Annotated in this window: 10 protein-coding genes; 5 read left to right on the plus strand and 5 right to left on the minus strand. The window is 35.1% G+C overall.

Annotation, left to right across the window (positions count from 1 at the left end; all coding sequences use genetic code 11):
* Positions 1-15 precede the first annotated feature (15 nt).
* On the minus strand, positions 16-594 hold the full coding sequence (locus QOX03_RS05895) for an anthranilate synthase component II (protein WP_119058515.1): 579 nt from the start codon (positions 592-594) through the stop codon (positions 16-18).
* A 3-nt stretch (positions 595-597) separates the two neighbouring features.
* A complete protein-coding gene (locus QOX03_RS05900) occupies positions 598-1,983 on the minus strand; it encodes an anthranilate synthase component I family protein (RefSeq protein ID WP_283670415.1) in 1,386 nt (461 codons plus the stop codon).
* Between the two features lie 346 nt (positions 1,984-2,329).
* On the opposite strand from QOX03_RS05900, the gene pyrH reads away from it, so the two are divergent.
* From pyrH to QOX03_RS05915, 3 genes are all read left to right on the plus strand, one after another.
* A complete protein-coding gene (gene pyrH, locus QOX03_RS05905) occupies positions 2,330-3,034 on the plus strand; it encodes a UMP kinase (protein WP_119058512.1) in 705 nt (234 codons plus the stop codon).
* 13 nt (positions 3,035-3,047) lie between these two features.
* Complete coding sequence (frr, locus tag QOX03_RS05910) at positions 3,048-3,596, plus strand: ribosome recycling factor (RefSeq protein ID WP_283670416.1); 549 nt, start codon at positions 3,048-3,050, stop codon at positions 3,594-3,596.
* Positions 3,597-3,852: 256 nt separating this feature from the next.
* Entirely contained in the window at positions 3,853-4,374 is a 522-nt protein-coding gene (locus tag QOX03_RS05915) for a C40 family peptidase (protein ID WP_283670417.1), read from the plus strand.
* A gap of 112 nt (positions 4,375-4,486) precedes the next feature.
* On the opposite strand, the gene QOX03_RS05920 is transcribed toward QOX03_RS05915, so the two are convergent.
* The 3 genes from QOX03_RS05920 to QOX03_RS05930 all read right to left on the minus strand — a co-directional run bounded on the left by QOX03_RS05920 (position 4,487) and on the right by QOX03_RS05930 (position 6,898).
* Positions 4,487-5,026, minus strand: a complete 540-nt coding sequence (locus QOX03_RS05920; RefSeq protein ID WP_283670418.1) for a hypothetical protein — start codon at positions 5,024-5,026, stop codon at positions 4,487-4,489.
* Between the two features lie 384 nt (positions 5,027-5,410).
* Positions 5,411-5,962 carry a DUF3575 domain-containing protein gene (locus QOX03_RS05925; protein WP_283670419.1) on the minus strand — a complete coding sequence of 184 codons (552 nt, stop codon included), beginning with the start codon at positions 5,960-5,962 and terminating at the stop codon, positions 5,411-5,413.
* 384 nt (positions 5,963-6,346) lie between these two features.
* Positions 6,347-6,898 (minus strand): DUF3575 domain-containing protein, encoded by a 552-nt coding sequence (locus QOX03_RS05930; protein ID WP_283670420.1) that lies wholly within the window; start codon positions 6,896-6,898, stop codon positions 6,347-6,349.
* A 587-nt stretch (positions 6,899-7,485) separates the two neighbouring features.
* On the opposite strand from QOX03_RS05930, the gene dnaE reads away from it, so the two are divergent.
* Positions 7,486-11,808 carry a DNA polymerase III subunit alpha gene (dnaE, locus tag QOX03_RS05935; RefSeq protein ID WP_283670421.1) on the plus strand — a complete coding sequence of 1,441 codons (4,323 nt, stop codon included), beginning with the start codon at positions 7,486-7,488 and terminating at the stop codon, positions 11,806-11,808.
* 165 nt (positions 11,809-11,973) lie between these two features.
* Entirely contained in the window at positions 11,974-12,288 is a 315-nt protein-coding gene (gene trxA, locus QOX03_RS05940; protein ID WP_283670422.1) for a thioredoxin, read from the plus strand.
* Positions 12,289-12,385 lie beyond the last annotated feature (97 nt).

Here is a 12,385-nt window from a genome sequence, read left to right on the forward strand (position 1 = left end):
AAGCCTTAAATATTTTTAATTGATTGATAACCAATTTCTTATCATTTGCTTCCCTTGCGGTGTCATGATGCTTTCTGGGTGAAACTGCACAGCATAGATTTTTTTTGCTGAATTTTCGATAGACATAATGATACCATTCTCATCCTCGCCCGTGATGTCTAATTCTGAAGGGAAATGCTTTTTACTGGCTACCCAGCTGTGGTAGCGCCCAATCAATATTGGATTTTCTAAGCCTTGGAAAATTTTTGAATCTTTTTTGATTTCTAATTTAGACTGAACTCCATGATGAACTTTCTCTAAATTAAACAACTCACCACCAAAGGCCTCCACAATGGCTTGCAATCCCAAGCAAACACCAAAAATTGGTTTTTCCCCTGCATATTTTTTTATAGTTTCTATCAAAATCCCTGATTCTGACGGGATTCCTGGGCCAGGTGAAAGTACAATTTTGTCATAAACTGAAACTTCTTCTACTGAAATTTCATCATTTTTCTTCACTACAATCTTCTGATCCTCCTCCACTAATTCTTCTAAAATTTGAACTAAATTATACGTAAACGAATCGTAATTATCTAATAATAAAATCTTCTTCATGATCTAAAATTTTTCTGCTTTGCGAAGAGCTGTTTTCAATGCGCCCAGTTTATGCTCCACTTCTTTTAACTCACTCTCAGGCAAAGACTTAGCCACAACGCCTGCTCCAGCACGGTAATTTAACTGATTGTTTTGGCTTAAAAATGAACGAATGATGATTGCGTGATTGATTTCACCCCGAAAACCAATAAAACCAATGCATCCGCCGTAGTAACCTCGTGCTGAATTTTCATTTTCATCAATAATTTGCAAAGCACGATGTTTAGGTGCTCCACTCAATGTGCCTTGCGGAAATGTTGCGGCGATCAATTTAAATGGATTTTCTTCTATAAATTCGCCTCTCACCTCACTAACCATATGAATCACGTGGCTAAACATTTGGATTTCTTTCAACTTAGAAACCTTCACATTTTTGCACACTTTACTTAAATCATTTCTTGCCAAATCCACTAACATCGTATGTTCTGCATTTTCCTTTTGGTCGGTTAAAAGTTCTTTTGCTCGCTCAAAATCTTTAGAATCATCGCCCGTCCGTCTAAAGGTTCCAGCAATGGGGTGAAGCTTGGCTTGATTATCTTTCAAAATAATTTGACTCTCGGGGCTAGAACCAAAAATTTTATAATCAGTGTAATCAAAATAAAATAAATACGGTGAGGGGTTTACAGTTCTCAAAGCTCTATAAACTTGAAATTCATCTCCTTGAAATCTTTGTGAAAATGCCCGGCTCAAAACAACTTGAAAAACATCTCCACGTAAACAATGCTGAATGCCTTTTTTTACATTTTGAAGGAATTTTTCATTTGAAATATCTGTATTTTCCTCCCCTTCTAATCGGAACGGATAAACTGGAACATCTTTATTCTGAATAGCAGAAATTATATTCATTTTTTCTGAATTCAAGTTAGGATGCTGATTTTCAAGCAAAATCAATTCATCATGAAAATGGTCTATCACCAAAACGTACTGATAAAATCTGTAGCGTAAAATCGGGGTATTTGGTTGATGAGAAAATTCTAAGCCTTCAAAAATTTGTGCTGCATCGTAGCCCGTATAGCCGTACATCCCCTGAGCTAAGCTCAATGCTGAACATTCATTTTCAAACTGAATTTCTTGCTGAAAAAGTTCAAACAATTCTACTGGATTTGAATTTTCAATATTTTTGATTGGCTGAAGGGGAAGTTTAATTTCCACCTCCTTGTTTGCTGAAATTTCCATTCCCGCGATAGGATTTATGGCAATGATTGATTTGCTATTTTCCGCATCGGTTTTATCGGTACTTTCCAGCAATATGGTTTCTCGGTACAAATCTCTTAAACGCAGGTATATACTCACTGGTGTAAATAAATCTGCAGGAATTTTGTACTTTTTTGTACTAAATTTTTCTCCCATTTTTAATTTTTAAATCATAAAAAAAAGCTCCAATAATTCTAAAATTATCGGAGCTTTTGTGTTATTTAATTCATAAGGTCATTACAGCACCGATAAATCAGAACTGAACCACCACCAATTTGTATTTAATTTTTTTCCCATTCAGAATTCAAATATAAATCTTGTTTTGAATTTGACAAAATAATAGATGATTGAATTTCATTTTTTTCATCTCAAGAGGCTTTTTAAAATTTTTCGAAATATTTTTTAAGCCTTTAGAAATTTTAAAAAAATAAAATTTAAATACGTTTTAAGAATCATTTTTTAAAACTTTTAATTTACACTATCTTTGTTACAAAATAAAAAAATGAAATATCAGCGCGTTTTACTTAAATTAAGTGGTGAGGCATTGATGGGCGAAAAACAATATGGCATTGACCCCAAACAAATCATATCTTATTCTCAACAAATTAAGGAAATTGTGGATAAAGGCTGTGAGGTTGCTATTGTGATTGGCGGTGGAAACATCTTCCGTGGCATTAGTGGTGCTGCCAATGGCATTGACCGTGTGCAGGGTGACTACATGGGGATGCTAGCTACTGTTATAAATGGTATGGCTCTGCAGCAAGGCTTGGAAGATGAAGGTTTAGACGTTCGTTTGCAAACGGCAATTGAAATCAAGCAAATTGCTGAAACTTATATTCGCCGTCGTGCGATTCGACATCTGGAGAAGAAAAGAGTTGTTATCTTCAGTGGAGGTTTGGGGAATCCCTATTTCACCACAGATTCTGCAGCGGTTTTGCGTGCTATTGAAATCGAAGCGGATGTGATCTTGAAGGGAACTCGTGTAGATGGAATTTATTCAGCTGATCCTGAGAAAGATAAAAATGCTGAAAAATTTACGAATATCAGCTTTAAAGATGTTTACTCTAAAGGATTGAAAGTCATGGATATGACTGCTTTTACATTGAGTGAAGAGAATCAATTGCCCATTATTGTCTTTGATATGAATACGCCAGGAAATTTAAGAGAAATTATAGAAGGAAAAGATATAGGAACTTTAGTTAGCTAATAATCAAATTATTATGGACACAACAAATATTATAAAAAACACGGAAACGGGAATGCAAGATTCCGTAAAGCATTTAGAAAAAGCTTTTACACAAATTCGCGCAGGGCGCGCCAACCCAAATATGCTAGGGAATGTAATGGTTGATTATTATGGTTCACCAACGCCCCTTTCTCAAGTTGCCAATGTGAGTGCTCCTGATGCGATGACATTAAACGTTCAGCCATGGGAAGCAACGATGATTCAGCCGATTGAAAAGGCCATCATGGAGGCTAATTTAGGTTTCAATCCTTCTAATAATGGCAACGCAGTCATTATCAGCGTGCCACCACTGACCGAGGAACGAAGAAAAGATTTGGTGAAACAAACTAAAACTGAACTAGAAAATGCGAAAGTCAGCATCAGAAATTGGAGAAAAGAAGCTAATAACAGCATCAAGAAATCTGATGATTCTGAAGATTTACAAAAAAGTTTAGAAGCAAACGTTCAGGAATTGACCGATAAATACATCAAAATTGCTGAAGAGCTCTTTACTAAAAAAGAAGCTGAAATTATGAAAGTTTAATTTTTTTTTAAAAGCTTAATAATTTCCTAAATCGATGCTTTGATATTTTTTATAAATCTCAAGGCATCTTTTTTTATAATTTTTCTATCTTGCCCAGTCTTAAAATATTTCTTAAAATTATATTCAATGATGAAGGTAATATGAATATAATTTTGAAGTTGATGGAAAATGTAACTCATCAAAAAATTATACCCAATTATACCCCTCCCCAACAAAAATTGATTATCTTCGTGAGCGATTTTTGGATGGTGATTTTATGAATTTTAAAAAAGCAGGTATCTTCTTAGTCTTCGTTTTTAGCTTCCATTTAGTAGAATCTTGCGGCGTGGTGAAAACTGGCCGAAGAGGGAAGAAAACCACTACCCACATCAAAACAAATGTTAATAATTCCGTCAATAGTCGCTCAAAAGCGGTCTTAGAAAAAGCCAACAGCTTCTTGGGGACACCCTATCGCTACGGCGGCACAACCAGCAGCGGTATGGATTGCTCTGGGCTGCTATGGAATTCATACAAAGAAATTAATATCGAATTACCGAGAGTTTCTCGAGAACAAGCAAAATATGGAATAAAGATTCGCCTACAAAATGTTCAGCCTGGAGATGCCTTATTTTTTGATACCAGTGGCGGGGACATCAGCCACGCTGGGATTGTAGACCGCATCAAAAACGGCGAAATCTTCTTTGTGCACGCCTCCTCCTCTCGCGGCGTCATCGTTTCAAGTTTAGAAACCGAATACTGGAAAAAAAGATTTGTGAAAGCCGTTCGATTTATTCATTAAATTTTTTTGAAGGCTTTAAAAAATCTTTTCAAAAAAAACTAAAACTTATAAAAAATGTGACGAAATTTATGATTTCGCCACATTTTGATGATCTTAGAATCTCGACAAATTTTTATTTAAATAAAACATAAGAGAACCCAATACCGAATTCTGGGTATACGGCTGATTTTTTGAAGTCAAAGTCTCTTACCAAACCCAAACCTGCATGGAAGTTGAACAGGAAATTACTGTCTAAATTTCGCTGCAATCCCCACACTCCAGCTAAGCTCAATGTGTTGCCATAAGACGTATTAAAAGTATCGAAATTGTATCTCGTTTTCAGCCCAAAATAAGACGCACTGTTCAACTTTGTGTCTCGCCCTAATTTTACACGTTTAGCAAAACTGTACAAATAGCGAAATTCATTAGCAATGAAGATTGAGTACAGGATGCTAGGTATCATATTCCCATCTGAAGAAACCTGATGTGCTGGGGCAATCCCAACTTTTGGCTCCATAACCCAAGATTCTGAAATAGGGAACTGATAGTCAATAGATAAAGAGGTTAAATTTACTGAAACTTTACCCAAAGATTGTAAAGACTGCTCTTGCCCAAAGCTAAATGCTACCGAAAAAAGAACGACACTTGCACTAATTAATTTTTTTAAATTCATATGTTTTTGTTTTTATGTTATTTGTTCAATTTAAATTAACTCCATTTTCATTTCTGAATTTTAATTTCACATTATATTAATTAAATCTCCAGCAAAAGTCGTTATTTTATGTTAATCTAAAAATACATCGTTACATTAATTTTTTTAAAAATTATTAATATTTTAATAAAGTTGAAGTATAATATAATATAAAGAAATGCTAATTTTTTAACATAGTAATATTTATTTATTATAGGGGGTGTTTTTGTGTTGTGGGTAAATTCTATAATCATTTTCTTCAAACCACTCAAAGTTTTCTTTTCAAAAAAAACTAAGGCTTATAAAAAATGTGACGAAACTTATGATTTCGCCACATTTTGATGATCTTAGAATCTCAACAAATTTTTATTTAAATAAAACATAAGAGAATCCAATACCAAGTTCTGGGTATACGGCTGATTTTTTGAAGTCAAAGTCTCTTACCCAACCCAAACCTGCATGGAAGTTGAACAGGAAATTACTGTCTAAATTTCGCTGCAATCCCCACACTCCAGCTAAGTTCAATGTGTTGCCATAAGACGTATTACGCTCATTATTAAAAGCACCGAAATTGTATCTCGTTTTCAGCCCAAGATAAGACGCACTGTTCAACTTTGTGTCTCGCCCTAATTTTGCACGTTTAGCAAAACTGTACAAATAGCGAAATTCATTAGCAACGAAGATTGAATTGTACTTGTAGCTAAGTTCCATTTTCCCATCTGAAATCTGATGTGCTGGGGCAATCCCAACTTTTGGCTCCATAACCCAAGATTCTGAAATAGGGAACTGATAGTCAATAGATAAAGAGGTTAAATTTGCTGAAACCTTACCCAAAGATTGTAAAGACTGCTCTTGCCCAAAGCTGAAAGCTACTGAAAAAAGAATGACACTTGCACTAACTAATTTTTTTAAATTCATATGTTTTTGTTTTTATGTTATTTGTTCAATTTAAATTAACTCCATTTTCATTTCTGAATTTTAATTTCACATTATATTAATTAAATCTCCAGCAAAAGTCGTTATTTTATGTTAATCTAAAAATACATCGTTACATTAATTTTTTTAAAAATTATTAATATTTTAATAAAGTTGAAGTATAATATAATATAAAGAAATGCTAATTTTTTAACATAGTAATATTTATTTATTATAGGGGGTGTTTTTGTGTTGTGGGTAAATTCTATAATCATTTTCTTCAAACCACTCAAAGTTTTCTTTTCAAAAAAAACTAAGGCTTATAAAAAATGTGACGAAACTTATGATTTCGCCACATTTTGATGATCTTAGAATCTCAACAAATTTTTATTTAAATAAAACATAAGAGAATCCAATACCAAGTTCTGGGTATACGGCTGATTTTTTGAAGTCAAAGTCTCTTACCCAACCCAAACCTGCATGGAAGTTGAACAGGAAATTACTGTCTAAATTTCGCTGCAATCCCCACACTCCAGCTAAGTTCAATGTGTTGCCATAAGACGTATTACGCTCATTATTAAAAGCACCGAAATTGTATCTCGTTTTCAGCCCAAGATAAGACGCACTGTTCAACTTTGTGTCTCGCCCTAATTTTGCACGTTTAGCAAAACTGTACAAATAGCGAAATTCATTAGCAACGAAGATTGAATTGTACTTGTAGCTAAGTTCCATTTTCCCATCTGAAATCTGATGTGCTGGGGCAATCCCAACTTTTGGCTCCATAACCCAAGATTCTGAAATAGGGAACTGATAGTCAATAGATAAAGAGGTTAAATTTGCTGAAACCTTACCCAAAGATTGTAAAGACTGCTCTTGCCCAAAGCTAAATGCTACCGAAAAAAGAACGACACTTGCGCTAACTAATTTTTTTAAATTCATATGTTTTTGTTTTTATACTATTTAATTTTTATTATTTATACTATTTAATTTTTGATGACATTAAATGATGAACCGCCCCAATTTTCGTTAAATAAGCTACTATTTACAAAATTGAAATTATTATTCAATAGATAATAATCTTCAACTGCAAATATAGTTCTTAATTTCCGATTTTATGTTAATCTAAAAACACATCGTTACATTAATTTTTTTTAAAATTATTAATATTTTAATAAAGTTGAAATATAATATAATATAATATAATATAATATAATATAAAGAAATACTAATTTTTTAACATAGTAATTTATTATAGGGGGTGTTTTTGTGTTGTGGGTAAATTCTATAATCATTTTCTCCAAACCACTCAAAGTTTTCTTTTCGAAAAAAACTAAACATCTATCAATAATGGCTACTTCTCAAGGATTAAAATACCGAGAAAACATATTCGTTTCACTTTTTTTACAATCAAGCCTATGCACAGGTTTGAAAAAAAAATCATGACTTATGATTGATTTTTTCTAAGGCTTAAAAAATTTTGAACTAAGCAAATTTTTCTTTTATAGATTTTTGTTTAATTTCACTTCATGTACTACCTCATTTACGATACAGAAACCACAGGGATTCCTGCAAATTTTGACGCACCACTCTCTGATAGTGATAATTGGCCACGTTTAGTTCAGCTGGCTTGGCAGCTCCACAACGAGAAAGGCGAATTGATTGAAAATCATAATTTGATTGTAAAACCTGATGGTTTTGATATTCCCTTCAATGCGATTCAAATTCACGGGATTACCAATGAGATTGCTCACGAGAAGGGGCTGGCTCTTAGTGTCGTTCTACAGAAATTTTTCGGCAGTTTTGATTTAGAAAACACACTTATCATTGGGCACAACATTCAATTTGATATTTCTATCGTAGGAGCAGAAATGCACCGTGAAGGCATGGATTTTGAGAAGTTGACGGCTGCTCCCACGCTAGACACGGCGAGAGCCTCTACTGAGTATTGTGCCCTACCTGGCGGGCGGGGCGGGAAGTTTAAATTCCCCAAATTGGGAGAACTTCACCAGCGGTTATTTGGCCATTTCTTTGATGAGGCACATAATGCCGCAGCGGATGTTAATGCCACAGCTCGTAGCTTTTTTGAATTAGTAAGGCTCGGCGTCATTTCTTCTGCACAAGCACGTTTTTCGGCAGAAAATTTTAAAGCCTTTAAAAATTTATTTCCTTCCGTTATAGCCCCCTATCCTATCGATGTCGGGCAACAAATTGCAGAAAAGGAAGCTGCCCTAGCCTGGGCTGAGAGCCAAAAAATAAAAGATAAAAATGAAGTTGAAATTGTGAAAAATTCACCATATTTTCACTTTCATAATCATAGTTCATTCTCTATTCTTTCGGCAACTACGACTGTTGAGAACCTCATCAAAAAAGCTGTAGAACTAGAAATGCCTGCTGTGGGAATTACCGATATGGGAAATCTTATGGGAGCTTTCCATTTTGTGCAGGCAATAAGGGATAAAAAGGATGTAATAACGCCAATTATTGGCTGTGAAGTTTACGTAAGTGAACGCTATCGACAGCATAAATTTACCAAAGATAACCCCGACCGCAGGCATACGCAGGTTTTATTGGCAAAGAACAAGGCGGGTTATCATAATTTGAGTAAAATTTCATCTATCGGCTACATTGATGGTTACTATGCAGGGTTTCCCCGAGTGAGCAAGGAAGTTATCTTAAAGTATAAAGAAAATTTAATTGCTACGACAGGTTCTATTTCTTCGGAAATTCCTGACATTATTCTGAACGTGGGTGAAAAAAATGCTGAGGAAGCTTTCCTTTGGTGGAAAGAGCATTTTGGCGAAGATTTTTATGTGGAATTAATTCGCCATGGTTTGCCAGAGGAGAATCATGTGAATGAAATTCTCATCAAGTTTGCTAGAAAATACAACGTCAAGATTTTGGCGCAAAATAATACTTACTACATCAATCAATCAGATGCTAAAGCGCATGATATTTTACTGTGCGTACGTGATGGGGAGAAAGTTGATACGCCCATCGGGCGTGGGCGCGGCTACCGTTTTGGCTTCCCTAATGATGAGTTTTACTTCAAAACAGCCTCGCAGATGGAACATCTCTTTGAAGATATTCCTGAAGCCATTCAGAATTTAAAGGATTTTGTGAAAAAATTTGAATTTTATGATTTAAAACAAGACGTTTTACTTCCTAAATTTAAAATCCCAAAGGAGTTTGAAGTAGAAGAAGATTTGCAAGATGATGGCGTGAGGGGCGAGAATGCTTACCTAAAGCACTTGACTTATGAAGGGGCAAAAAAACGCTACGGAATCATTACTGAAGAAATCCAAAATCGATTGGACTTTGAATTAGAAACGATTGCAAACACGGGCTATCCTGGCTATTTTTTAATTGTTCAGGATTTCACTTCACAAGCTAGGAAAATGGGGGTTTCTGTAGGCCCAGGGCGTGGTTCTGCGGCTGGTTCTGCGGTGGCGTATTGCATCGGGATTACTAATATAGACCCCATCAAATATGATTTGCTTTTTGAGCGATTCTTAAACCCCGAGCGTGTTTCTTTGCCCGATATTGATATTGATTTTGATGACCGCGGGCGAGATGAGATCATCCGTTGGGTGATTAATAAATATGGTAAAGACCAAGTTGCGCAAATCATTACTTACGGCACTATGGCAGGGAAATCCGCCATACGAGACACCGCAAGAGTTTTAGATTTACCGCTGGCTGATAGCAATAAAATTGCGAAAAAAGTACATACAAAATTGAATAAGCTGTTTAAAATGGATGATAAATCTCTCAGTGAAAAATTCAATGGAGATGAACTGAAGGATTTACAAGATATTCTAGAAATTTCTAAAAGAGACGACCTAGAAGCAACAACCATACAGCAAGCAAAGGTAATAGAAGGTAGCATAAGAAACACAGGTGTGCACGCCTGCGGAGTTATTATCACCCCCAAGGATATTAAGGAACTGATACCTGTAGCTATAGCTAAAGATAGCGATATGGCGGTAACGCAGTTTGATAATTCTGTGGTAGAAAACGCTGGATTACTAAAAATGGATTTTTTAGGGCTTAAGACTTTGAGTATAATCAAAGATGCTGTGAATTTAGTGAAAAAAACAAAAGAAATAGAACTCATCCCAGATGATTTCCCCTTGGAAGACCCCTTGACTTATCAAGAAATATTTCAGAAAGGGAAAACCGTTGGTATATTCCAATACGAATCCCCTGGAATGCAAAAACATCTTAAAGATTTAAAGCCAGATAAATTTGATGATTTGATTGCGATGAATGCACTTTATCGCCCCGGCCCCCTCGCCTACATTCCCAATTTTATCGACCGAAAACACGGGATAGAAGAAATCAGCTATGATTTGCCCGAGATGGAAGAATATTTAGCTGAAACTTATGGCATTACCGTTTATCAAGAGCAAGTGATGTTACTTTCTCAGAAGTTAGCAAATTTCACCAAAGGAGAAGCCGATGTGCTGAGAAAAGCAATGGGAAAAAAACAAATGGATACTTTGGCTAAAATGGAAGGTAAATTCATTCAAAACGCCATAGGCAACGGGCACCCAGAAAATGTTTTAAAAAAAATATGGGAAGACTGGAAAGCTTTCGCTCAATATGCATTCAACAAATCTCACTCCACCTGTTACGCCTACGTCGCTTTTCAAACCGCTTATTTAAAAGCACACCATCCAGCCGAGTTTATGGCCGCTGTGCTAAGCAATAATATGAAAGACATCAAGGAAATAACCAACTTCATGCAAGAATGCAAGCGAATGGACGTCCCCGTACTGAGCCCTGATGTGAATGAGAGTTCATATGATTTTACCGTAAATAAAAATGGTGCCGTTCGGTTTGGTCTAGGAGCCATCAAAGGCGTTGGCAGCGCCGCAGTAGAGAGCATCATACAAGAGAGAAACGAGAATGGGAAATTTACTAATGTTTTTGATTTCATTGAGCGGATAGACCAGCGTGTATGCAATAAAAAAACTTTAGAAAATTTAATTTACGCTGGTGCATTTGATGAGTTAGACCAATACCACCGTGCACAGTATTTCTTTGAAGATCATGAAGGTGTAACCAATCTAGAGAAAATCATCAAATACGGTAATGCTGCCAGCGATGAGGGCAACGAGAATCAAATTTCATTATTTGACGTTGCAGATATGGAAGTCGAAATGCAGAAACCAATGATTTTAGATTGCCCAGCTTGGCCCATTATGTACCAGCTCAATAAAGAAAAAGAAGTGGTGGGAATTTACATCTCTTCTCACCCATTAGACCGCTTTCAAGTAGAGCTAAATCATTACAAAAACATTGATCTGATTACGCTAAAAGAAAGACAAAAAGAAATGATTGATAAAACATTCACCGTAGGTGGGCTGGTAACAGAAGTGCAACATTTGGTTTCCGCTAAAAATGGAAAGGAATTCGGGAAATTTATACTGGAAGATTACACCGATAGCTTTGAGTTTATGCTGTTTGGTGAAGAATATCTGCGCTTGAGGCACTTCTTAGAACCCAATCAGTTTGTTCTATTACAACTTCACGTGAACGAAAATAAATTTAGCAAACGTATTTACACCAACATCAAAAGCATTGATTTGCTAGATGATTTGATAGAAAAAAGAGCTAAGTCCATTGAATTTCACTTTGAAATTAATGAAATTAATGAAGAGTTAATCAAAAATTTACTAAAAATCATTCAGAATAACGGAGGAGATAAAAATTTATTCCTAAACCTAAGAGACGAAAAAACGCAAAACGTTTTTGCCTCACAAAGCAGAAAATTTAGCATTAGCATTACCAAAGATTTAATCGATGAGCTAAAGAGATATGAAATTGATAATTATAAATTAAATTGATAGTCTCATTATTTTTTTAAAGGCTTAAAAAATAATTTTGGCTCAAAACTTGAGACTCCTTATAGTAAATTTTATAAGGCTTAATAAATTTTTAAATTAGCTTTTATAATAATAAATAATTAAAATAATATAGAATATTAATTTTTTGAAAAAAAATTTAAACTTATGGCATTAGAAATTAAAGATTCAAACATTGAAGAAACATTACAATCAGATCAGCCTGTAATGCTTGATTTTTGGGCAGCTTGGTGCGGACCTTGCCGTATGGTAGGGCCTATCGTAGACGAAATCAGCCAAGAATATGACGGAAAAGCCGTAGTAGGAAAAGTGGATGTAGATAATAACCCAGATACGGCTGCTAAATATGGTATCCGAAATATCCCAACCATTCTTTTCTTCAAAAATGGCGAAATTGTAGACAAAGTGGTAGGCGTGGTACCGAAAGAGCAATTGACTGAAAAGTTAGAGAAATTGATGTAAAATAAAATTTAGTTTAACTGAAAATAAGCGCTATAAGCTTGGCTTGTGGTGCTTATTTTTTTAATGATCTATTAAATTTTATTTCTTGGTGACTATC

This window comes from Candidatus Ornithobacterium hominis (assembly GCF_951229915.1).
GTDB lineage: Bacteria > Bacteroidota > Bacteroidia > Flavobacteriales > Weeksellaceae > Ornithobacterium > Ornithobacterium hominis.